22 protein-coding genes are annotated in these 22,800 nt (G+C 67.6%); 9 read left to right on the top strand and 13 right to left on the bottom strand.

Features of this window, described 5'->3' with window-relative positions; translation table 11 throughout:
• The first annotated feature begins 22 nt into the window (after positions 1–22).
• Positions 23–1,519, top strand: coding sequence for an acyl-CoA carboxylase subunit beta (locus OQ968_RS07185; protein ID WP_324676137.1), 1,497 nt, complete (start codon positions 23–25; stop codon positions 1,517–1,519).
• A 44-nt stretch (positions 1,520–1,563) separates the two neighbouring features.
• Here OQ968_RS07185 and OQ968_RS07190 read toward each other — a convergent pair whose 3' ends face one another.
• Genes OQ968_RS07190 through OQ968_RS07205 form a run of 4 tightly spaced genes read right to left on the bottom strand, consistent with a single transcriptional unit; the run spans position 1,564 to position 4,547 of the window.
• Positions 1,564–2,619, bottom strand: coding sequence for a TIGR03857 family LLM class F420-dependent oxidoreductase (locus tag OQ968_RS07190; RefSeq protein ID WP_324676139.1), 1,056 nt, complete (start codon positions 2,617–2,619; stop codon positions 1,564–1,566).
• Positions 2,616–2,999 (bottom strand): nuclear transport factor 2 family protein, encoded by a 384-nt coding sequence (locus OQ968_RS07195; RefSeq protein WP_324676141.1) that lies wholly within the window; start codon positions 2,997–2,999, stop codon positions 2,616–2,618. The genes OQ968_RS07190 and OQ968_RS07195 overlap by 4 nt, the downstream gene beginning before the upstream one ends.
• Positions 2,996–4,108: a PHB depolymerase family esterase gene (locus OQ968_RS07200; RefSeq protein WP_324676143.1), complete on the bottom strand. Its 1,113-nt coding sequence runs from the start codon at positions 4,106–4,108 to the stop codon at positions 2,996–2,998. The genes OQ968_RS07195 and OQ968_RS07200 overlap by 4 nt, the downstream gene beginning before the upstream one ends.
• Positions 4,098–4,547: a nuclear transport factor 2 family protein gene (locus tag OQ968_RS07205; RefSeq protein WP_324676145.1), complete on the bottom strand. Its 450-nt coding sequence runs from the start codon at positions 4,545–4,547 to the stop codon at positions 4,098–4,100. Before OQ968_RS07205 ends, OQ968_RS07200 begins: the two co-directional genes overlap by 11 nt.
• A gap of 83 nt (positions 4,548–4,630) precedes the next feature.
• Between OQ968_RS07205 and OQ968_RS07210 the strand changes: the two genes are divergently transcribed.
• From OQ968_RS07210 to OQ968_RS07235, 6 genes are all read left to right on the top strand, one after another.
• Positions 4,631–5,623 carry a Rieske 2Fe-2S domain-containing protein gene (locus OQ968_RS07210; protein WP_324676147.1) on the top strand — a complete coding sequence of 331 codons (993 nt, stop codon included), beginning with the start codon at positions 4,631–4,633 and terminating at the stop codon, positions 5,621–5,623.
• The gene (locus OQ968_RS07215) at positions 5,620–6,231 is read left to right on the top strand and encodes a cysteine hydrolase (protein WP_324676149.1); all 612 of its coding nucleotides are present in this window, start codon (positions 5,620–5,622) and stop codon (positions 6,229–6,231) included. The genes OQ968_RS07210 and OQ968_RS07215 overlap by 4 nt, the downstream gene beginning before the upstream one ends.
• Positions 6,228–7,880: an acyl-CoA synthetase gene (locus OQ968_RS07220; RefSeq protein ID WP_324676151.1), complete on the top strand. Its 1,653-nt coding sequence runs from the start codon at positions 6,228–6,230 to the stop codon at positions 7,878–7,880. Before OQ968_RS07215 ends, OQ968_RS07220 begins: the two co-directional genes overlap by 4 nt.
• A gap of 72 nt (positions 7,881–7,952) precedes the next feature.
• Complete coding sequence (locus OQ968_RS07225) at positions 7,953–9,164, top strand: cytochrome P450 (protein WP_324676153.1); 1,212 nt, start codon at positions 7,953–7,955, stop codon at positions 9,162–9,164.
• 21 nt (positions 9,165–9,185) lie between these two features.
• Entirely contained in the window at positions 9,186–10,403 is a 1,218-nt protein-coding gene (locus OQ968_RS07230) for a CaiB/BaiF CoA transferase family protein (RefSeq protein ID WP_324676662.1), read from the top strand.
• Complete coding sequence (locus OQ968_RS07235) at positions 10,400–11,545, top strand: thiolase family protein (RefSeq protein WP_324676155.1); 1,146 nt, start codon at positions 10,400–10,402, stop codon at positions 11,543–11,545. The genes OQ968_RS07230 and OQ968_RS07235 overlap by 4 nt, the downstream gene beginning before the upstream one ends.
• A 65-nt stretch (positions 11,546–11,610) precedes the next feature.
• Here the strand turns inward: OQ968_RS07235 and OQ968_RS07240 are convergent, their stop codons facing one another.
• Genes OQ968_RS07240 through OQ968_RS07265 form a run of 6 tightly spaced genes read right to left on the bottom strand, consistent with a single transcriptional unit; the run spans position 11,611 to position 18,367 of the window.
• Positions 11,611–12,792, bottom strand: coding sequence for an acyl-CoA dehydrogenase family protein (locus OQ968_RS07240; protein WP_324676156.1), 1,182 nt, complete (start codon positions 12,790–12,792; stop codon positions 11,611–11,613).
• Positions 12,793–12,805: 13 nt separating this feature from the next.
• The gene (locus OQ968_RS07245; protein WP_324676158.1) at positions 12,806–13,855 is read right to left on the bottom strand and encodes an acyl-CoA dehydrogenase family protein; all 1,050 of its coding nucleotides are present in this window, start codon (positions 13,853–13,855) and stop codon (positions 12,806–12,808) included.
• A 2-nt stretch (positions 13,856–13,857) separates the two neighbouring features.
• Complete coding sequence (locus OQ968_RS07250) at positions 13,858–14,688, bottom strand: amidohydrolase family protein (RefSeq protein WP_324676160.1); 831 nt, start codon at positions 14,686–14,688, stop codon at positions 13,858–13,860.
• Positions 14,685–16,298 carry an acyl-CoA synthetase gene (locus OQ968_RS07255; protein ID WP_324676162.1) on the bottom strand — a complete coding sequence of 538 codons (1,614 nt, stop codon included), beginning with the start codon at positions 16,296–16,298 and terminating at the stop codon, positions 14,685–14,687. The genes OQ968_RS07250 and OQ968_RS07255 overlap by 4 nt, the downstream gene beginning before the upstream one ends.
• A gap of 12 nt (positions 16,299–16,310) precedes the next feature.
• The gene (locus OQ968_RS07260; RefSeq protein WP_324676164.1) at positions 16,311–17,513 is read right to left on the bottom strand and encodes an amidohydrolase family protein; all 1,203 of its coding nucleotides are present in this window, start codon (positions 17,511–17,513) and stop codon (positions 16,311–16,313) included.
• The gene (locus OQ968_RS07265) at positions 17,513–18,367 is read right to left on the bottom strand and encodes an enoyl-CoA hydratase (RefSeq protein WP_324676166.1); all 855 of its coding nucleotides are present in this window, start codon (positions 18,365–18,367) and stop codon (positions 17,513–17,515) included. The genes OQ968_RS07260 and OQ968_RS07265 overlap by 1 nt, the downstream gene beginning before the upstream one ends.
• 263 nt (positions 18,368–18,630) lie before the next feature.
• On the opposite strand from OQ968_RS07265, the gene OQ968_RS07270 reads away from it, so the two are divergent.
• Complete coding sequence (locus tag OQ968_RS07270) at positions 18,631–18,870, top strand: CsbD family protein (protein ID WP_324676168.1); 240 nt, start codon at positions 18,631–18,633, stop codon at positions 18,868–18,870.
• Positions 18,871–18,964: 94 nt separating this feature from the next.
• Here OQ968_RS07270 and OQ968_RS07275 read toward each other — a convergent pair whose 3' ends face one another.
• A complete protein-coding gene (locus OQ968_RS07275) occupies positions 18,965–19,972 on the bottom strand; it encodes a dihydrodipicolinate synthase family protein (RefSeq protein WP_324676170.1) in 1,008 nt (335 codons plus the stop codon).
• A 345-nt stretch (positions 19,973–20,317) separates the two neighbouring features.
• Between OQ968_RS07275 and OQ968_RS07280 the strand changes: the two genes are divergently transcribed.
• Complete coding sequence (locus tag OQ968_RS07280) at positions 20,318–21,130, top strand: TetR/AcrR family transcriptional regulator (protein ID WP_324676172.1); 813 nt, start codon at positions 20,318–20,320, stop codon at positions 21,128–21,130.
• A gap of 24 nt (positions 21,131–21,154) precedes the next feature.
• Here OQ968_RS07280 and OQ968_RS07285 read toward each other — a convergent pair whose 3' ends face one another.
• Positions 21,155–22,054, bottom strand: coding sequence for an enoyl-CoA hydratase/isomerase family protein (locus tag OQ968_RS07285; protein ID WP_324676174.1), 900 nt, complete (start codon positions 22,052–22,054; stop codon positions 21,155–21,157).
• Positions 22,051–22,734, bottom strand: a complete 684-nt coding sequence (locus tag OQ968_RS07290) for a hypothetical protein (protein ID WP_324676176.1) — start codon at positions 22,732–22,734, stop codon at positions 22,051–22,053. Before OQ968_RS07290 ends, OQ968_RS07285 begins: the two co-directional genes overlap by 4 nt.
• Positions 22,735–22,800: the final 66 nt, after the last annotated feature.

Consider the following 22,800-nt stretch of genomic DNA (forward strand, 5'->3'; position numbering starts at 1 on the left):
CGCACGAGGGTAGGACGGAAGCATGACAAAACCGCCGGACTGGGCGGAGACGCTCGAGGATCTCGATCGCCGCCGTCAGCATGCGTTGGCCATGGGCGGGCCGGAGCGGCTCGACAAGCACCGCGGCAAGGGCAAGCTCGACGCCCGCGCGCGAATCGAGCGGCTGCTGGACCCCGGCACGTTTCGCGAGCTCGGCATCCTGGTCGGCGGTGAGATCGCGGCCGACGCGCTCGTGGTGGGCTCCGGGTTGATCAACGGCTCGCCGGTGATGCTGGGCGCCGAGGACTTCACCACGATGGCCGGCAGCATCGGGCCAGGCGGCAACTCCAAGCGCTACCGCATCGCCGAACTGGCACTGCGCGACAAGATTCCGCTGGTGATGCTGCTCGAGGGCGCGGGCTTTCGCCCCACCGGCGGGCACTACGGCCGCACCCCGACCGACCTGCTCGCCCAGGCGCAGTGCTCGGGCCGGGTCCCGACCGTGGCCGCCGTGCTCGGCCCGTCGGCCGGGCACGGCGCGCTGGTGGCCCCGGTGTGCGACTTCCGGATCATGAGCGCCCAGGGCGCGATCTTCACCGCCGGGCCGCCCGTCGTCAAAGAGTCGACGGGAGAAGACATTTCGAAGGAGGACCTGGGCGGGCCGGACGTCGCCCTGCCCAGCGGGGTGATCCACAACGTCGCCGAGGACGACGAGGCCGTGCTCGACGACATCCGCCGCTACCTGTCGTACTTCCCGCCCAGCGCCTGGTCGTACCCGCCGTCGCTGCCCGCCTCCGAGGCCGCCGGGCTGCGGGGCACGCCGGAGCTGCTCGACATCGTCTCCCGCGACAACCGCCGCGTCTACGACATGCGCGCGGTGCTCGACGTGATCTTCGACAGCCCGGACTGGTTCGAGGTCCAGCCGCGGTTCGGCAAGTCGATCATCTGCGCGCTGGCCCATCTCGGCGGCCACCCGGTCGCGGTGGTGGCCAACCAGCCCCAGGTGCTCGCCGGGTCGATCGACGCCGACGCCGCGGACAAGGCGGCGCACTTCATCATGGTGGCCGACTCGTTTCACCTGCCGATCGTCTTCCTCGCCGACAACCCCGGCATGCTGCCCGGCAGCCGGTCGGAGCGCAGCGGCGTGCTGCGGGCCGGCGCGCGCATGTTCGCCGCCCAGACTGCGGCGACGACCCTGAAGCTGCACCTCACGCTGCGCAAGGCGTACGGGTTCGGCTCGATGGTCATGTCGCTGCTGGGATTCGACCACCAGGTCGCGACGTTCGCCTACCCCGGCGCGACGATGGGCGCCATGAGCGCGGCGGCGCTGAGCCGGGCGTCGCACGCCGGCGAGGACCTGTCCGCCAAGCTGCGCAACGCGGAGCTGCAGGCGTCGTATCGGTCGGCCGAGCACATGGGCTTCGACGAGCTCATCGACCCCCGCGAGACCCGGGACGCGTTGCTGGCGTCCCTGCTTCGCGGCCTGTCCAGCCGGCAGGCCGCCGCCGAGCCGGTGAGCCGAACCGTCATCATGCCGTAGGTTCTGCGGCGAGCAGACGCAAAAGCTCCCGAAATACGGCGTTTTTAGGTGCTTTTGCGTCTGCTCGCCCTATATGCCGCGACCACCGGCTCGAGCTCGTCGGGTGTCGCCCCGTGCAGGATCACCGCGTCGGCGCCGTAGTCGAATTCCTTGCGGATGCGATCCACGCACTGCCGGGCGGACCCGGTGGCCGAGGGTTCCAGCCATTCGTCGGGTATCAGCGTCGCGATGTGCTCAATCTGCTCGGGTGTGGCCTTGTGATCGATCCCGCCCGCGATCGACGTCACCACCGGGTCTTCGCGGAAGCGTTGCAGCACAGCGGGATCCCAGTTGTTGGTGCGCACCATCAGGTCGCCGTACCCCTGTAGGTAGGTGGCCAGGCGCGCCACGGTCTTCTTCAGCCGCAACGGCTCGGGAAGGTGATCGCCGACCGTGGCGAAGCAGGACCAGACCCGCACGCTAGCGGGATCGCGGCCCGCCTTTTCCGCGGCGGCCTTCACCGTTTTGACGCAGCGCTGCAACGTCTCCGGCGTGAAGTAGGTGTGCAGGATGACGTCGTCGAAAACGCGGCCCCCGAGCGCGAGCGTGCGCGGCCCGAAGGCCACCAACGCCAGGCGAATGTCCTCGTCGAAGTCCGGGTCCAGAAACAGGATTGGGTACTTGCCCATCGGGCCGTCATGGTTGAAGATCACCTCGCCGCGCCAGAGCCGGCGCATGACCTGCGCCCAATCCTCCATCTGCGCGGTCGTCACCGCGGGGATGCCGAACGCCCCGTAGATCGCGGCGATGCCGCGCCCGATGCCCAGGGTGAAGCGGCCGCCGGAAAGTCGGTGCATGGTGGTGGCCCACGACCCGGTGATCAGCGGATGACGGGTGTTGTGATTGGTTGCGGCGGTGGCGATCTGCATCCGGGTGGTCACCGCGCAGGCGGCGCCGACGAGCGACGAGGCCTCCTTGACGTTCCAGCGCTCGGAGATGAACGCGGTGCCGAAGCCCAGCTCCTCGCCCCGGCGCGCCTCGTCCATCAGGGTCGCCGGCCCCTCGCCCCCGGCCCCGGCCAGCAGGTAGTAGCCCAATTCGTCGAGCGCGCGATCGCTCAATTCCAAACCCCTTGCCGGTAGCCGCAATTCCAGACCTCGGTGATCCTGCCGTCGACGACGCGGAACACCTCGATGCTTCCGACGTTGGTCTCGGTCCCGTCCTTGGTGGTCATCGCCGAGTCGTAGACGATCCCGACGTGCTCGCCGTCGTCGCCGGCGATCACGACGTTCAGGTCGAAGCGCAGCGCGTCGAACATCTCCCAGAGGTCCCTGACCCGGTCGACCGCCTGCTCGCGGGTCAGCGTGTGCGCCTCCCCCACCTCGTGCCGAATCACGGTGTCGGCGAACAACTCCCCGGCCAGGGCGAGATCGCGTTCGTTCCAGACCACCAGGTTGTACAGCTCGACCACCTCGCGGGCGGTGCGCGCGGCCGCGCTCACCGTGCCACCTCGCGCAGGAATCGCTCGGTGACCCGCTGCACCCGCCGGGAGAACACATGACCGACGTGGCCGCCGTCGTACCAGTACAGCTGGCCGTCCCAGCGTTCCTGCAGCGCGATCGCGGGCTCGCGCATCGCCATGCGGTCGTGCCACGCCCCGACGATGAGCCTGCGCTGCGGTGGTGGGGCCGGGTCGACGGCGAGCGGGTCGATCACGGAAGTCAGCTTCGAGACCTCCGGGGACCCCAACAGCTCCCGGAACCCGTTGCGGGACGGCCCCCACCGCCCCAGGTGCCGCGCGATCATCGCGTTGAGCCCGAGGATCGGGGTGTACAACGCAACCGCGTCGATCTCCCTCTCCAGATGGGAAACCAGCGCGGCGACGGGCGTGCCCATCGAAATCCCGGCCACCACAACGGCGCTGGCCTGCGGCTGCGCCCATCGCACCACGGCGCGCACCTCTGACACCGCGCGCATCATGCCGGCGACGTTGCCCAGCGGGTCCACGTCGGGGTAGGCGGGCCATTCGCGGCGCCGGCAACCGTGACCGGGCTGCACCGGCATCGCGACGTTGAAGCCCAGCTGGTGATGTATCCGGCCGATCCGGGACAGCACCAGGTCTTCCGTGCCGCCCTGACCGGCGCCGTGCACCCAGACGAGCCAGGGCCTCGGGCCGTCGCGGTGCCGACACACGTGCACCACCGCCCGCGCCGGGCCACCGAGCCCGTCGGCCTCCAGCGTCGTCGGCAGCTGCGGGTCGTGTTCGAATTTCATCCGCTCGTAGGCGAGCCCCGCGATGCGCCGCCGCCGTAACGACGTCACCCGCAACGGTTTCGGCTCGGCATGCGCGCGATCGATGCCCAGCTCCGACAGCTCCTGCGCCGCCGCGGTGCATGCATCAACCGGTCGCAGCGCAGCGGGGGCTCCGCCCAGCAGCGAAAAGCCGCTCAGGACAAGTTCGTCCAGCATGACCTCACCGAACTGGCGCAGCCCGCGCGGCGACGCCGGGGCCCAGCCGGTCGATTCCCGGAGGCCGGCCACCGTGCGCGGCAGCAGCATGCCCAATTCGCGGGCTACGAGACCCAAACCGTTCAATGCCTCAGCCGCCATCACCACTGAGCTTGAGGATGGTTCGGGTCAGGTGCAGGGTCTTGATCCGCCAGTCGCCGTCGCGCTTCTCGTAGGTCTCGTGATAGTGGCCGGCGCCGTGCAACTCGTGGCCGTCGCCGAAGACGATCCAGTCCTCCATCGCCCAGACGCCGGTTGCGGTGGTGGCCGAGGTCAGGGTGATCTCCGGGGTGTGGCAGTGGTGCATGGTGGCCGCGCCCTCGAGGCCGCCCAGCACCATCGGGACGAAGTTGTCGACACCCTCGAGCGGCGGCGCCGTCTGCGGGTCGGCCCCGCCCGTGGAGACCGCCATGTCGAGGTAGACCACCACGTCGGCGGCGAAGACGGAGCGCCAGCCCTCGATGTCTTTGGTGTCCAGAAACCGGCAGTAGCGAGCCTTGAGCGCCCGGATCGCTTCCAGCTCGTCAGCCGCTGTCGTCATCTCTCTCCTTGCCGCGCACCGACCGAACTGCTGAAATCTATACTGTAACGGCCTTAGTATCAACGACCACGGGAGGCGCCGGCGTGAAAGTGCCTTTCACCTGGAAGGTGACCGGGTGGTTCATGGTCGGGTGGTCGCCCGAATTCCCGGTCGGCGAGGTGCGCCCGCTGCACTACTTCGGCGAGGACCTGGTGGCCTATCGGGACGAGCACGGCGAACTGCACGTCCTCGAGGCGCACTGCAAGCACCTCGGCGCCCACATCGGCCACGGCGGCAAGGTGGTCGGCGACTGCGTCGAGTGCCCGTTCCACGGGTGGCGCTGGGGCCCCGACGGAACGAACCGATACATCCCCTACCAGCCGGACCGGCCCAACCGCGGGCTGCGGCTGCGGGTGTTTCCCGTCCGCGAGCAGTACGACTGCGTGTTCGTCTGGCATCAGCCCGACGGCAAGGAGCCGCAGTGGGAAATGCCGGACATCTTCCGAAAGTTCCCCCAGTTCGAGACCGACCCGGCCGCCTATTACCGGGCATATCCGGAGTTCTCCCGGCGCGCGGAGCGCGAACCGGTGCACCCGCAGATCGTCGCCGAGAACGCCCCCGACAGCGCGCATTTCGAGTACGTGCACCACGCCACCGTGACGCCCAGGGTGCTCGACTGGCGGATCGTCGACCACGAATGGCAATTCGTCGCGGGCTGGCCGGACGCGCGCAGCGACAACCCCGAGGATCTCGCGTTGCGGTTCCACAGCCACCTGTTCGGGCTGGGCGGGGCGATCAGCGCCTTCGAGGGTGCGCAGAATCATCGGCTGATCTTCACCTGCACGCCCGTCGACGACGAGTGTTCGGACCTGTTCTACTCGATCTGGTGGCCCCGGACTCCCGGCGACACCGCCGAGGTGCCCGACGGCAGGCTGCGCGAGCTCATCGAAAAACAGTTCCTGTCCACCGTGTTCGACGATCTGCAGATCTGGCGCTACCAGCGGTACGTCGAGCATCCGCCGCTTTCTAAGGTCGACGCGAAAGGCTATATGGCACTGCGTAAGTGGGCCACCCAGTTCTACGAAGTGCCGGCATGACGGCACTCGAGGACTTGGTGGCGCCCGGGCACACCGCGATCGTCACCCAGGAATGCCAGGGCGCGGTCGTCGGCCCGCACGCCGGGCTGGCGCAACTCGCCGAGGAGGCGCGCCGCGTCGCCCTCCCCAACATCGTGCGGCTGCTGCCGGCGGCGCGGGCGGCCGGCGTGCACGTCGTGCACTGCCTGGTGCAGCGGCGCCCCGACGGGCTCGGCTCCAACCACAACGCCAAGATTTTCGCGCTCGGATGCGGTGAAGTGGACATCGTCCCCGGCACGCCGGGAGCGGCCGTGCTTCCCGAATTGGGTCCCGAGCCAAACGATCTGGTGTTGAGCCGGTGGCACGGCGTCGGGCCGATGGGCGGCACCGACCTCGACGCGGTGCTGCGCAACCTCGGGGTGTCCACCATCGTGGTCGTCGGTGTTTCGCTGAACATCGCGATACCGAACGTGGTCATGGACGCGGTCAACGCCGCCTACCGCGTGGTCGTGCCCCGCGATGCCGTCGCCGGCATACCGACCGAGTACGGCGAGGCCGTCATCGCCAACACCCTGTCGCTGCTGGCGACCATCACCACGACCGACGACCTGCTGGGAGTATGGCAATGACCGACACCGCGACACAATTCACGGTGCCCGCCGTCGCGAAAGCCGTCGCGACCGCGATTCCCGATCGCGAGCTGGTGATCCAGGGCGAGCGGCGCTACAGCTACGCCCAGCTGATCGAGCGATCGAGCCGGCTCGCCGCATACCTGCACTCGCGGGGACTGGGATGTCACACGGAGCGCTCCGCGCTCGCCGGCCACGAGGTCGGCCAAGACCTGCTCGGCATCTACGCCTACAACGGAAACGAATTCGTCGAGGCGTTGCTCGGCGCCTTCGAGGCCCGGGTCGCGCCCTTCAACGTCAACTTCCGGTACGTGAAGAGCGAGCTGCAGTATCTGCTGGCGGACTCGGGGGCGACCGCGCTGATCTACCACTCCGCCTTCGCGCCCCGCGTGGCCGAGGTGCTTCCCGACCTGCCGCAGCTGCGCGTGCTGATTCAGATCGCCGACGACTCCGGCAACGACTTGGTTTACGGCGCAGTGGATTACGAGACCGTCATCGCATCCAGCCCGCCCTCGCCGCCGCCGGTGCAGCATTCGCCCGACGACCTGTACGTCCTGTACACCGGTGGCACCACGGGGATGCCGAAGGGTGTGCTGTGGCGCCAGCACGACATCTTCATGACGTCGTTCGGCGGTCGCAACCTGATGACCGGCGAGCCATTCGGCTCCGTTGACGAGATCACCGCGGGGGTCGTCGCGGGCCCCGGCGCCAAGCTGATGATCCTGCCGCCGCTGATCCACGGTGCTGCTCAGTGGAGCGTGATGATGGCGATCACGACAGGACAGTCCGTCGTCTTCGGCTCCGTCGTCGATCATTTGGACGCGGACGACGCGGTCCGCACGATCGAGCGCGAGCGGGTGTCCGTGGTGACCGTCGTGGGTGACGCGATGGCGCGACCTTTGGTGGACGCCATCGAGAAGGGCACCGCGGACGTGTCGTCGGTGGGCGTGGTCGCCAACGGCGGCGCGTTGCTGACCCCGTATGTGAAACAGCGCCTGATCGAGGCGCTGCCCAACGCGGTCGTCGTCGACGGAGTCGGATCCTCGGAGACCGGAGCCCAGATGCATCACCTGTCCGCATCGGGGGCCGTGTCGACCGGAACCTTCAACGCCGGACCGGACACCTTTGTCGCGGCCGAAGACCTGTCCGCGATCCTGCGGCCGGGTCACGACGGCATGGGCTGGCTGGCGCAGCGCGGCTTTGTTCCGTTGGGCTACAAGGGCGATGCGGCCAAGACCGCCGCGACGTTCCCGCTGATCGACGGCGTGCGCTACGCGGTCCCCGGCGACCGGGCCCGCCACCGCGCCGACGGCAGCATCGAGTTGCTGGGCCGTGACTCGGTGACGATCAATTCCGGCGGCGAGAAGATCTTCGTCGAGGAGGTAGAAACGGCGATCGCGTCGCATCCCGCGGTGGCCGACGTGGTGGTCGCCGGGCGGCCGAGCGAGCGGTGGGGGCAGGAGGTCGTCGCCGTCGTCGCGCTGGCCGAGGGCGCCGACGCCAGCGCCGACGAGTTGGTCGCGCACGCCGCCCAGTCGCTGGCGCGCTACAAACTCCCCAAGGCGATCGTGTTCCGCCCGGTCATCGAGCGCAGCCCGTCGGGCAAGGCCGACTACCGGTGGGCGCGCGAGCAGGCCGTGACCGGGTGAAGTACCAAGGCCGCGTCGCCGTCGTCACCGACCCATATTGTCTACTGTAAGAATTACAGTACGATCTTACGCATGGTGACGACCAACGCGCACACTGCCGCCCCCGCCGGCGACGAAACCGTCAGCCTGCGCGACCCCTACCCGTTCTTCGCCCACAAGCGCAGGCAGGGCGGCGTCTTCCGGGGCACCCTCATGGACTACTCGAAGACACCCGAGTCCCTGATGCCCAAACGGGAGTACTCCGCGATGTCGTTCAACGCGGTCAACACGGTGTTCCGCGACGGCCGGGTGTTCAGCTCGGAGCCCTACGACAAGACGATCGGGCTGTTCATGGGTCCCACCATCCTGGCGATGGAGGGCAAGAAGCATCGCGATCATCGCAACCTGGTGTCCGCGGCGTTCAAGTCGAAGGCGCTGGCCCGGTGGGAGCCCGCCATCGTGCGGCCGGTCTGCAACGCGTTGATCGACGAATTCATCGACGCCGGCCACGCCGACCTGGTCCGCAATTTCACGTTCGAGTTCCCGACCCGGGTCATCGCGCGACTGCTGGGTCTGCCCGACGAGGACCTGGGGATGTTCCACACCCGCGCCGTGGAGCTGATCAGCTATCACGTCAACTATGAACGGGCCTTCGAGGCGTCGGCGGTGCTCAAGGACTACTTCGTCGAGCAGATCGAGCAACGCAAATCCAAACCCACCGAGGACATCATCGGCGACCTCGTCACCGCCGAGATCGACGGCGAAAAGCTCAGCGACGAGGCCATCTACTCCTTCTTGCGCCTGCTGCTGCCGGCCGGGTTGGAGACCACCTACCGGTCCTCGGGAAACCTGCTGTATCTGCTCCTCACCCATCCCGACCAGTTCGCCGCGGTGCAGGCCGACCGCGGACTGATCCCCCAGGCCATCGAGGAGGGGCTGCGCTTCGAGACGCCGCTGACCACCGTGCAGCGGTTCACCACCGAGGACATCGAGGTGGAAGGTGTTGAGATTCCGGCGCGCTCGGTGATCGGCGTGTGCATCGGCTCGGCGAATCGCGACGAACAGCGTTGGGAGCGTTCGGAGGAATTCGACATCTTCCGCAAGCACATGCCGCACATCTCCTTCGCGGCCGGCGAGCACACGTGCCTGGGCCTGCACCTGGCGCGGCTGGAAACCCGCGTGGCACTGGAATGCCTGCTGAATCGGTTGACCAACGTCAACCTGCTCACCGATGACGATCCACACATCCACGGGCAGCCCTTCCGTTCGCCGACCGCGCTTCCGGTGACGTTCGACGCGAAGTAGGGTCCGGGAATGGTCAAGGTAATGGAGGGCTTTCGGGTCCTCGAGCTGGCGCAGTTCACGTTCGTCCCGGCGGCGGGGGCCATCCTCGCCGACTGGGGCGCCGACGTCATCAAGGTGGAGCACCCGCTGCGCGGCGACACCCAGCGCGGCTTCCTCAACATGGGTGGCATCCAAGTCGACCCGGACCGGCATCCGCTGATGGAGCATCCCAACCGGGGCAAGCGCAGCGTCGGCATCGACGTGTCGACGCCGGGCGGCCAGGAGGTGATCTACGAACTGGCCAAGGCCTCGGATGTGTTCCTCACCAATTACATGCCGGCGCAACGGCAGAAGCACAAGTTCGACGTCGAACACATCCGCGCGGTGAACCCCGACATCGTGTATGCGCGGGGTTCGGCGTACGGCGACAAGGGCGCCGAGCGCGACGTCGGCGGCTACGACGGGACCGCGTTTTGGACGCGCAGCGGCATCGGGTACGCGCTGACACCAGAGGAGCTGGGCGGCGCACTGGGACAAGGCATTCCCGCGTTCGGCGATTCCATCGGCGGCATGTTCATCGCCGGCGGCATCTCGGCCGCATTGCTGCACCGCGAGCGCACCGGCGAGGCCCTCGAGCTGGATGTGTCGCTGCTGAGCACGGCCTGGTGGGCGGCGGGCGCCAGCGTGACGCAGGGCATGGAGACCGGCGAGGTCATGCGCACGTTCATGCCGGGCTCCGCTGCCGCGATGTCGGTGAACCCCTTCATGGGCAACTACGAGACCTCCGACGGCGGCACGATCAACCTGTGCATCATCAGCCCGACCGGGTTGATCCGCGACACCTTCGAGCACCTCGGCATCCCCGAGGCCGCCGACGATCCCCGTTTTTCGGAGGTGCTGCCGTTGATCCAGAACGCAGCAGCTGCCGCCGAACTGATCGCGAAGGCCTTCGCCGCCAAGCCCTTTGAGTACTGGCGCCAGCACCTGAAATCGATGAAGGGCCAGTGGGCGCCGTTCCAGAGCCTGCTCGACCTGGCCGACGACGAGCAGGCCATCGCCAACGACATGATCAGCGAGGTCGAGCTCGCCAGCGGCGGCGCACCGTTCAAGGTCGTGCGCGGTCCGGTGCAGTTCAACCACGAGCCGCTGGTGACCACCAGGGCGCCGCAGGCCTCCGAGCACACCGAGGTCGTCCTGATGGAGCTGGGCATGGACTGGGATCGCATCGCCGAACTCAAGGAATCGGGAGCCATAGCGTGAATGACGTCGCCATCATCGGCGTGGGACTGCACCCGTTCGGCCGCTTCGAGGGCAAGTCCGCGATGCAGATGGGCGTCGACGCGATCCTCGCCGCGGTCGCCGACGCCGGCGTCGCGTGGCGGGACATTCAGTTCGCCACCGGCGGCAGCTGGACGGTGGCCAACCCCGACGCGATCGTCGGCATGGTCGGGCTCACCGGCATCCCGTTCACCAACGTGTTCAACGCGTGCGCGACTGCCGCCAGCGCGGTGAAGGCCTGCGCCGACGGGATCCGGTTGGGCGACTACGACATCGGCATCGCCATCGGGCTGGACAAGCACCCGCGCGGCGCGTTCACCGAGGATCCGGCGCTGGTGGGGATGCCGCGCTGGTACGCCGAGAACGGGCAGTATCTGACCACCAAGTTCTTCGGCATGAAGGCCAACCGCTACCTGCACGAGCACAACATCTCCGCCGAGACGCTGGCCAAGGTCGCCGCCAAGAACTTCCGCAACGGTTCGCTGAACCCGAATGCCTTCCGCCGCAAGCCGATCCCCGAGGATCAGATCCTGAACTCGCCGATGCTCAACTACCCGCTGACCCAGTACATGTTCTGCGCGCCCGACGAGGGCGCCGCCGCCGCGGTGATGTGCAGGGCCGATATCGCGCACCGCTACACCTCCAAGCCGGTATACCTGCGGGCGGTGGAGGTGCGCACGCGCCGCTACGGCGCCTACGAGGTCAACACCACCTTCGCCCCGGTCGACGAGGACGTTGCGCCGACCGTGTACGCCGCACAGGCCGCGTTCGAAAAGGCCGGCGTGGCACCGGAAGACGTCGACGTCATCCAGCTGCAGGACACCGACGCGGGCGCCGAGGTCATCCACATGGCCGAGTGCGGATTCTGCGCCCACGGCGATCAGCAGAAGCTGCTGGCCGACGGCGCCACCGAGATCGGCGGCGCGATGCCCGTCAACACCGACGGCGGGCTGATCGCCAACGGCGAGCCGATCGGCGCCTCCGGGCTGCGCCAGATCCACGAAATCGTCCGCCAACTCCGCGGCGAGGCGGGCGACCGCCAGGTTCCCGGCAATCCGACGGTGGGGTTCACCCAGCTGTACGGGGCGCCCGGCACCGCCGCGGCGACGGTGTTAACCACCTGACGTCGCCGAGCGTGAAACTGTTGCGACGACAAGCCGATTCCGTCGCAACAGCTTCACTTTCGGCGTCAGGAGGTTTTCGCGTAGGCCGGCTTGCCCAGCCCAAGCGCGTACTGGGCGATCATGTTTCGGAACACCTCCAGCGTGCCGCCGTAGATTCCCACCAGGGGAGCGAACCGGTAGGCGTATTCGGCGCTGCCGTCGTCGGCGGCCCCCTCGGCGCCGAACGGCAGGGCCGACGCGGCCCCGAGTATGTCCATCAGGTCGGGCGAGATGTCCCGCATCGTCTGCGCGATGGCGACGCGGCCGTAGATGTTCGGGGAGGAAAGTGCCGCCTCCAGTCGGGCGACGCTGCGGCCCAGCCGGTAGGCGACCGATCTGTCGTCGACGGGCCGGCGGCCGGCGGCGTCGGGCCGCGTCACCCGCGCCACGGCGTTGTCCACCGCCTCGGCCAGGGAACCGGCCTGGTGCATCATGATCGACGCGTCCTGCAGGCCGTCGGGCGCGGCGGCGACGGCGCCGTGCTCGGTGTTGAGCGGCTCGCGCAGCACGGTCCAGCCCGCGTTCACGTCGCCGAGCCGGTACTTGTCGTCGACGCGGACGTCGCTGTAGTAGACGATGTTCGTCCGGTCGCCGTCCACGGTGCGGATGCCCTGGATTTCGATGCCCGGGCTGTCCAGCGGCACCAGAAACATGGTCAGGCTCTTGTGTTTCGGCGCGCCCGGGGCGGTGTTGGTGATCAGGAAGACGTACTGGCAGTTGTGCGCGCCGGTGGTGAACATCTTGGAGCCGTTGATAACCCAGCCGGATCCGTCGCGCACCGCGCGGGTCTTGCAGGTGGCGACGTCGGAGCCGCCCTCGGGTTCGGTGTAGCCCAGACAGAGCCGGACCTCGCCGCTGAACACCTTCGGCAGCACCTCGTCGCGGACCTCCGGTGACCCGAACTTCGCCACCGAACGCGCCACCATCGCGGTGGTCCCCCACGTCACCCACGGCACATGCGCCCGGCGCTTCTCCAGCTCCCAGATGCGGCGCCGCACCCGGCTGAACCCGCCCTCGGATTCGGGCTTCCACTCCTTTTCCAGATAGCCCGCGGCGCCGAACTTCAGGTGCAGACCCTCGTCGAAGTTGTCGCCGGTCTCGCGGTCTCGTCGCCTGACCTCCTCGGTCATGTGGGTATCCAGAAAGCTCCGCGCCTCGTCGCGGAAGGCCCGATCCGCGTCGGACAGCTCGACCCGGGAGAAATCCATGTGTGGTCCCTGTCTACTCGGCGCTTTCGCGGGCGGTCACGAGTTCGGCGACCCGTTGGGCGGTCGCGCCCGGGTCGCCGGCCGCCAGCGGCCATCCCCTGGCCCGCACCAGATAGGCCGTCGCGGCGGCCTCCGACGAAACCCCAAGCCCGCCTTGGATGTGCACCGCCATGGTCGCGGCCTTGGCGGCCTCCTCGGCCATGAACACGAACGCCGACGGCGCCAGCTCGGGTCGTTCGTCGGACTCGTTGTCCAGGAACCAGGCGGCGCGCCGGGCGAGGTTGCGCCCGCCCTGGACGGTGATGGCCATGTTCGCCAGCGGGTGCGATATCGCCTGCAACGTCGAGATGGGTACGCCCAGTGTGTAGCGCGTCTTGGCGAACTCCGCGGCGATGGTCATGGTTTCCTCGACCAGGCCGACCAGCGCCGCCGCGGTCAGCAGCCGCCATTCGTCCAGCGCGCGTTGATAATTCGCCGTCGCGTCGGGGCCTTCGGCGATGACGGTCCGGCCGTCGGCGGCGGCGGGGTCCACCCAGGCCATCGGCAGCCGGCCGATGTTGTCGACCTTGGCCGGGCGGGTTCCGAACGTCAAGCGCACCACCTGGTCGCCGTCCCGGACGATGATGTGGTCGGCGATCGACCCGGTCGGTATCAGCCGGGCACCGGGTGCATCGTCGAGCCGCGCGTCGAGCGCGGCGAGCTGTTCGCCGTTGGCCACCCCGGTGGTCTCGGCGCCCAGCGCCCCCAGCCGGCCGAGCAGCCGCGCCGCGCACACGTGGTCGATCCACGGCACCGGCGCCAGCGACCGGCCGACCTCCTCGGCCACCAGGGTGAGGTCCACCAGCGTCGCCCCGTCACCGCCGCACGACTCCGGCAGCGCCATCGTGGTCGCACCCATCGCGCACAGCCGCTCCCACAGGCTCTTGTCGAAGCCGGAAGGCTCTGCGGCACGGACGGTTTCGATCGGGCAGTGGGTCTTGAAGAATTGCCGGTAGGCGTTCTGCAGGTCCACGTGGTCGTCGGACAGGCTGTAGTCCAGCCTGCGCAATTCGAAGCGGTCCATGGTCAGTGCTCCCGTCCGAAGAAGAAGTCCCGCGCGTTGTTGTGCAGGTAGTTGTCCAGGATGTCGGCCGGCAGGTCCAGCGCGCGGGCCTCGGGTATCACGCGGCGCATCCGCAGCACCGGCCAGTCGGACGCGTAGATCACCTTGTCGGGCCCGCGCGTGCGCATGTAGTGCAGCAGGCTTTCCGGCAGCCGCTTCGGCGACCACGCCGACGTCATCAACCGCAGGTTGGCGTACTTGAGCAGCAGCCGGATCGCGACGTCCCACCACGGGTCGGCGCCGTGGATCATGCACAGCTTGAGTTCGGGAAACCGCACGCACACCCGGTCGAGATGCATGGGGTGCTGGACCTCCCCGGGGATCGGTGGCCCGGGGATGCCGGTGTTGATGCACAGTGGCAGGTCGATCTCCGCGCACTTGGCGTACAGCGGATAGTAGACGGCGTCGCTGGGCGGATACTGGCCATCGCCCCAAAAACTCGGTCCCACTACGGCATACGCGACCGGCAGGTCGCCGACGATCGCGCTCAGCTCGCGCAGCGGCCGCACCGGGCGCAGCAGGTTGACCCCGCCCATGGCCAGCGCGAACCGATCCGGCTTGGCTTCGACGAACTTGCGCGCGGTGGTCGACGGGTTGGTCAGCGAGTCCATCAGAATCGCCTTGCGCACGCCTTGTTCGTCCATCTCGTCGAGCAGCTCGGACAGGTCGACCGGCGCGAACATCGACTCCGGCCCCTTGAAGTAGTCGTCGCGGACCTTGAGCATCCAGGAGGGCTGGGACTCGGCCTCCCCGAAGTGTACGTTGACCAGGCAGTCGATGGCTCCGGTGCTCATGACACCTTCTCTTCGGCTTGTTCCCGGGCCCAGCGGTAGTTGGGCTTGCCGTTGCCGAGCCGCTGAATCTGCTCGACGAAGATGAACGCCTTGGGCGCCTTGAAGTGCGCAAGCCGGGAGGTGCAGAAGCTGTACAGGGCCTCTGTGGTGGGCTCGGCGCCCGGGTGCGCCGCGATCAGCGCGACGACCTCCTGGCCCCACCGTTCGCTCGGCCGCCCCACCACGAGGGCGTCGGCGACACCCGGATGCGCGCGCAGCACCTCCTCGACCTCCTCGACGAACACCTTTTCGCCACCGGTGTTCACCACCAGCGAATCGCGGCCGAAAAGCCGGATGGTGCCGTCCTTTTCGAGCGACGCCCGGTCGCCCGGGATCACCACCCGCCGGCCGTCGATCTCCGGGAAGGTCCGTTGCGTGCCCTCGGGGTCGCTGAAGTATCCGAGCGGAATCCGGCCGGTCCTTGCGGCCCAGCCGATCTCCTGCTCGCCGGGTCGCAGGAACCGGCTGCGGTCGGCGGAGACGACGGTGGCGCCGGTCCTGGGCTCAAAGGTCTCGCTGGCATGTCCGCCGCGGCTGTGCCCGAACGCCATGTTCCCGGATTCCGACGAACCGTAGCCTTCGATGATCGTGATGTGCGGCAGGCATTCCATTAGTGCCCGTTTGTATTTCGCGTTGGTCGCCGCGCCGCCGGTGCCGATGGCGTTCAGCGCCGACAGGTCGTAGGTGTGCGCCCGCAGTTCTGCGACCAGCGGGCCGGCGTAGGCGTCGCCAACCATCGTCATCATGCCCACCCTTTCCCGCTCGGCGGTTTCCCACACCGACCGGACGTCCAGCTTGTGGCGGTCGTCGTAGAGCACGACCGGCAGGCCGGCGCAGAGCGCAGCGAACGCGGTCCACATCCCGGCCGCATGCATCAGCGGCGAAACCGCGAACCAGGGTGGGCCGCCGCCGCGGACCTTGTCGTGGATCTCGGTGACGCTGTCGTGATCGGCGCCCACCATCGACGACACGTACATGTCGCTTTGGCGCCACAGCACGCCCTTGGGGCGTCCCGTCGTTCCGCCGGTGCACATCATGATCAGGTCGTCGGGCGAGCCCGCCAGGTCGAGGTCGGCGGCGCCGGCCGCCAGGGCGTCATCGATACAGATGGCCCCCGGTAACTCGGGGGCGCCGCTTTCGTCGTCGACGGACACCAGCAACTCGGTCCCGTTGGGCGGCAACACCTCCGCGAACCGGGCACCCAGCGAGCGGTGATAGATGATTCCTCGGGGGCGGATGTAGTCGAGCAGGTCGCGGATCTCGCGGACCGAGTAGTGGTGGTTGACGTTGACCGGCACCACGCGCGCCTTGAGGCATCCGATCAGCATGTCGGGATACAGGTCGTTGTACATGATGAGTGCGACCCGGTCCTGCCCGCATTCCCAGCGCTCGAGTTCCTCACGCGACGCGTAAACGCCGAATCCCTTGTCGATGAGGAAGTTTGCCAGCCGGTTGGTCCGTATCGCCGATTCGGCGAAGGTGCTGCGCCGGTTTCCGCAGGCGGTCATCAAGCGGTCGGGAACGACATCGGCGATGGCGTCGAGGACTGCGCCGACGGTCCATTCACTCACGGTCTGGGCCGCCTAGGCCGGCACCGCGGCTTTGACGCCGAGGAGGTCCAAGGCGTTGTCGCGCATGATTTTTCGAATGTCGGTTTCGCTGAATCCGGTGAGTTCCTCGGTGAACGACACCGGCGACTCGAGGCCCTCGCCGTGCGGCCAGTCGGAACCGAACAAGATCTTGTCGACGCCGATGACGTCGGCCAGCGCCCGCAAATCGTCCTCGTAGTAGGGGGCGATCCACACGTTGTTGCGTAACTGCTCCACCGGGTCCTCGGGGAACAGCCGCGGGTGGTTGTTGGCCGCCTTCTTCAACCGCTTGATCAGCCGGTAGACGAAGTACGAGCCGTTCTCGATGCTGACCGCCTTCAGTTTCGGGTGACGCGTGAACACGCCATGCGCGATCATCGAGGCCATCGTGTCGTGGATCGCGCGGTCGTCGACCAGTATTTGCTCCAGCGGATCCGATCCGCCGAACGCCTCGAACGTCGACTTGCCGCCCCACATCCCCGCCAGCTGTAGGTAGCCGCTGTCGCTGAGGTGGAATCCGACCGGGACGCCGGCCTCGGCCAACCGGGCCCAGACCGGATCATGGCTGGGATCGCCCAGCGAGCGCGGCTTGACCACGCCGGGTACCGGCGCCGGGCGCACGAGCACGAGTTTGGCGGAATGCGCCAGCACGTAGTCGATCTCGTCGACGGCCCTGGCCGGATCGGCCAGCGAGATGATCGGCGCGGCGATGATCCGATGGTCCGGGCGGTCGAACCCCCAGTCCTCGTCCAGCCACAGGTTGAACGCGTGCACCGAGGCCATCGTCGCGTCGACGTCGTGCTTGAGCGCCTCCTCGACACCGCAGCCGAACGTCGGCAGCATGAACACCGTCTCGATGCCCTGGGTGTCCATCACCCGGACGCGCGCGTCCCGGTTCTGATACTCCGGGTGCTCCGCCAATCGCTCGACCTTCATCAGGGAGGCCGGATCGACGCCCTCGGGAATCTCGCCACGGAACAGCAAGTCGAGGCAGCCGGGCACGATGATGGGGTCGAACGTCGGGTTCGGAATGAACCGGTTGACGCGGTCGCCGATGACCGCCTGGGTGTGCTTGCCGTCGCTGAACATCTGGACGCCGCGCCTGCGGAACTTCTTGTCCAGATGCCGGGTGAAGGCATCCAGCGGCTCGTAGTAGTGGTTGTCGACGTCGATCGGCTTGTACGGCAAGTCAGTCATCATGAGTCCTTTCCGGTACCCGCGAGCGAAGGAAACTGCGGCGGCCGCTTCTCGAGAAAGCTGGTGATCCCCTCGATGACGTCCGGCCGCGGCATCGCCTCGTGCAACAGCACCTCGGCACGCGCCGTGGCGTCCACGACGTCGCGGGTGGCGTCGCCGTAGACCTGCCTCTTGATCACCGCCATCGACGCCGGCGAGCAGTTGCGCGCGATGTCCTCGGCGTACTCGAGCGCCCGCTTCATCAGCTCTTCGGGCGCGACGACTTCCTTGACGAGGCCCAGCTGCGCCGCCTCCTCGGCGAGGAAGGTGCGCCCGCTCAACAACAGGTCCAGGGCGACACCCCAACTGGTCAACCGCGGCAGTATCCAGGAGATCCCGAACTCGGCGATCAGCCCGCGGCGCGCGAACACGGCGGCGAACTTCGCTCCGGCGGCGGCGAACCGGACGTCGCACATCAGCGCCTGGGTGAGGCCGATGCCGACGCAGGAACCGTTGATGGCCGCGACGACGGGCTTGCGCAGCGTCGTCACGAAATGCGGCGGGCGTTCGCCGACCAGGTCGGCGAGATTCGTCCGGCCCGCTCTCTCCATCGTTTCGCCCATGTTGGCCGCCGCGCTCGGCGCGCCGAGATAGGCGCCGGCGCAGAAGCCCCTGCCCCGGCCGGTCAGCACGATCACCCGGACGTCCGGGTCCTGCTCGGCGCGGTCGACGGCGGCGTAGAAGCCGGCGGCGATGTCGGGACCCCAGGCGTTGAGGCGCTCGGGGCGGTTGAACGTGAGGATCGCGACACCGGCGTCCGTGGTCTCGTACAGCACCGCGTCTTCGGGTTCGGACGCACCGTCGCTGCCGGGCATCTTCAGCGGCACCTCCTCGCGCGCGGCTACCGGATCTCGGTGGATTTTTTGTACCCATACTGTATACCTATCGGTACCGCATTCCACAACTGCCGTTGCGGGCCCGGGAAACCCCGGCCAAACAGCGAATTTCGGGCGCGGCGAGTCGATGTAGCCGGGTGAGCCGTCGGGTGTGGTGCGTGACACGTCGCGACCACGTTTTGCCCCGCCCGGCGCCCGGGAAACCGAAATCGAGGCATCGATTAGTGAGGGGAGGGAACGCAATGGTTGACATCAACAGCGGCGTGACCGAAGCCGTCAAGGGCGTCGTGGAGGACGTGAAGGGCAAGGCCAAGATCATCGTCGGTGCGCTGATCGGCCGTGACGACTTGTTCAGCGAGGGCAAGGCCCAGCAGGACAAGGCCCGGGCGCAGCGCGACGCGGCGAAGAAGGAGGCCGAGGCCGAATCGGCCCGTGCGGCCGCCAAGGTCGCCGAGAAGCGCCAGCAGGCCGAACAACAATAGGTCGCGACCGCACGGCACGGGCCCGGCCCACCATCGAGGGCCGGGCCTTTTGCCGTCCAGAACCACGGCGCCGCAGTTGTTTTCGGCGGGTTCGCTATGCCTCGATGAGCCCCAGGCGGCGATAGGCCTTCTCGATCTGGGCCTTGGCCTCCGCCGGCAGCTCGACCTGCGGCGGCCGGGAATGCGGATAGTCACCTATCGGCAGCCCCAGCAGCGATGCGGCGTACTTGAACGCGCCGCCCCAGTGGGTGAAGTAATCCGGTCGGCCCGGGTAGCAGGTCCACCAGGATCCGACATCGACCTCGAATTGGTCCAGGCCGCAGTCGCGCGCGTAGTCCATCGCCTCGATGAGCTTGTCGCTTTCGATCAGGTCCCAGTATTCGGAGAACAACCGCCGCTGCGGGGTTTCGTAGAGATAGCCCGCGGTGCCAAGCTGTGCCGGGCAGACGATCCCGGCGCGCAACCAACCGGCGCGGTACACCGTCTTGTCACATTCCCAGAGCACCAGATCGGGCGCCAATTCGTGCAACATCCGGCTGCTCGCCGGGCGGAAGGCGCCCTCCTTGGTGGCGCACACCGCGGGCACCTCGTCATAGATCCGCGCGCTTTCGGCCGGGCTCAGCACATAGCCCGACGACGGCGAATTGAACATGCCCAGCGCGATGTCGGTGCGCGCAGCGATGTAGGAGAAGAATCTCAGCACGCCTTCCCCGCCGTGAACCTCCATCATCGGCGTCTGGATGTAGGCGATGTCGGCGCCGGCGTGCTGAGCGTGCAGCGTCAACTCCAGGCAGTCCTTGGCCGTCATCGCCGCGGTACAGGCCTGCACGACGACGCCGGGGTTGGCCCTGCGCGCCTCCTCGATTGCGACCTCCAGCAAGCGCTTTCGCTCGTCGAGGGTCAACGACCAGAACTCGGCGATGCCGCTGGTGCACCACAACATCGGGTGACCGAGGTCGCCGACGCAGTAGCGGACCAGCGTCCGGTAGGCGTCCCAGTCGATGTCGTCGCCGTCGGTGCCGCAGAACGGCGTGTAGAGGGAGTTGCCGATTCCGCGCAAAGCGCCGCGTGCCCAGGCACGCGCCTCACCGGCCGTCGCCATAGTCCACTCCTTAGGTCAGCATGCAGGTGAAGTCCGAGCCGCCGTCGACGTTGATATTGGCCCCGACCACCCGGGCCCCTTCCTCGGCGATGCAACGGTGTAATCCGTGGCTCAGCGGGAAATTCACCCAATGGGTCGCGTGCGGTCATCGTCGCTTGTCCAGCCTTATTTACCAAAAAGCCTACGATAGGTATTACAGTAGCAGGTGGAAAAACGCACGAGAGCCGAGGTTGACGGCCACAACCGAGCGCCGACACGCGTACGTATGCGCAGGTGGGAGAGGATCTGCCGGTAGATTGATCTCCACGGGTGGCACGATTCTCACGGCCCGGACGCAGAATTTTGATGGAGGTGCCCGTAGTGGCAAAGCAGGCAACCGCTGATAAGCGTCAGCGACGCGAACGCGGATCCATCAATCCGGACGACATCATCAGCGGCGCCTTCGAACTCGCGGAGCAGGTTTCCATAGACAACCTGAGCATGCCGCTGCTCGGCAAACACCTCGGCGTCGGCGTCACCAGTATCTACTGGTACTTCCGTAAGAAGGACGATCTGCTGAATGCGATGACGGATCGCGCCCTCAGTAAGTATGTGTTCGCCACCCCGTACGTCGAAGCGAGCGACTGGCGCGAGACGTTGCGCAACCATGCGCGCTCGATGCGTAAAGCGTTCATGGGTAACCCAATTCTGTGCGACCTGATCCTGATTCGTGCCGCGCTGAGCCCCAAGGCGGCGCGCCTGGGTGCCCAGGAGATGGAGAAGGCGATCGCCAACCTGGTCGAGGCAGGCCTATCCCCCGAGGATGCCTTCGACACCTACTCCGCGGTGTCGATGCACGTGCGCGGGTCGGTGGTGCTGCAGCGGCTCTACGAAAAGAACCAATCGAGCGACGTCGGACCGCGCGCCATCGAGGACGCCGTCGCGATCGATCCCGAGAAAACTCCGCTCCTCGCCCAGGTGACCCGGATAGGTCACCGGATCGCCGCGCCCGATGAAACCAATTTCGAGTACGGCCTCACCTGCATCCTCGATCACGCCAGCCGGTTGATCGAGGAGGGCAAGGCATCGAAGGGCGGCAAGTCGGCGCCGTCCCGGCAGCGCAAGGGCGCCAAGGCCCCCGCTCAGCGGGGGCGCGCCAAGGCCGCCGGGGCGCGTTAGCCTCTCGGGTCGCGAATCGCGTTATCACGCTTCGGGTTCCGGCACGTGGAAGTGTTCGTCGCGTAGCCGGAACGCCTCCTTGGTGCCGTGCTGGGCGCGGGTCTTGACGAAGTTGAACTCGTCCGGCCCGAATTGCAGGTTGGTGCCGAAGGCGTGGAAGAGATAGCTGGCGACCTCCTCACCGTTGTACGCCTGGGTCTGCTCGACGAGGCGGAACGCCTCCTTGGCGATGACGACGCCGTCGGCGGGCATCTTGGCCGCCTTCTCGGCCCAGTACCGGGCGCGGGCGGTGACGGCGCCGGGATCGCATGTGTCGGTGAAGATTCCGAGCTGCTCGACCTCGCTCGCTTCGATGACGTCGCCGGTGAGCAGCAGGCGGCGGGCCAGGACCGGTCCCAACCGATGGAAGAACATGTGCAGGCTGCCCAGCGCGGGCCCAAGAAAGCGGGTTGCCGGCATGCCGATCTTGGTGTCGCGCGCGATGACGGAGATGTCCGTCATCAATGCCATCTCGAAGCCGCCGCCCAGGGCGTAGCCGGCGATCTCCCCCACCGTCACCTTGGGGAAGCCCATGAAGTTGTGGTAGAAGCCAAATGACTTGCGGTCCACAGTTAGTCGCCTGCGCTGGCTGGGGCGGCGCTTGGCCGCGGGATCATCTTGGCCGGCCGGATCGCGGTTGCCATACCAGCCGTATGCGTTGTTCATGTCGGCGCCGGTGCTGAAGACCCCGCCGGCCCCGCGCAGCAGCACCACGGTGAGGTCGTCGTCGTCGGCGACGCGGTCCAGACAGCGGGCGACGGCGTCGCGCATGGCGGCGTCATACGAGTTGCGCTGCTTGGAGTTGTTCAGCGTGATCGTCGCGATCCGGCGGGCCGGGTCGACCTCGAAAAGCACGCGATCGTCCGGGTTGCTCGAGGCTGTCATCTGTCGGATTCCTTTCGCCGCCTGCCGAATTTGAATCCGGTCAGTTTCTCCGGCGGTGAGGCCAACGTGTTGACCTCGCCGGTGCACAGCACTTCATCGTCCAGCAGCAGCCGGGCCGTCGACGTGATCCCCCGTTCGACCTCCGAGCGAACGATGTCGAAGCGCAGCTCGGTCAGCACCGGCGTCGGCCGGCGGAACGTCACGAGCAGTGATCGCGTCTTGCCGGAAAGGCCGGTCACGCAATTGTGGTGCTGTATGACGCAGTCGAAGAAGACGCCGAGGAAGCCGCCGTGCACCAGTCCCGGCGGCCCCTCGTAGACGAGCGGAAAGCACACCGTGCCGCCGGCCTTCTCGGCATCGAAATGCTCGAACCGGTACTCGGGAAAGCACGGGTTGTAGGCGCCGATGTCGGTGGCGTGATTGAGATAGACCCGCCGCGGGTCATCGTCCATCACACCGATTCGGGGCGCGTTGTCTGTCGGAGCGGCCGCGGACAGCTCGCGCTCCCAGTCGGCGAACTTCGCCAGCATCTCGTCGACCGCGGGGTGATCGTGCTCGAGGCTGAGCAGCAGCGAGCTGAGGCGCCGCATGGCGCCGGCCGCGGCGATGGTCTGCGCGAGTGGCTCCTCGCCGAATTTGGCGTCGTGAGTGCTCGTCGAAGCGGGTGTGCCCTCGGCCATGCAACCCTCTTTCGCCCGGCCGTTCCGCCAGGATATTTCCGTCGGGAGCGTTTCCTTGCTAACTTA

It is taken from the genome of Mycobacterium sp. 663a-19, assembly GCF_035616495.1.
Classification (GTDB): domain Bacteria; phylum Actinomycetota; class Actinomycetes; order Mycobacteriales; family Mycobacteriaceae; genus Mycobacterium.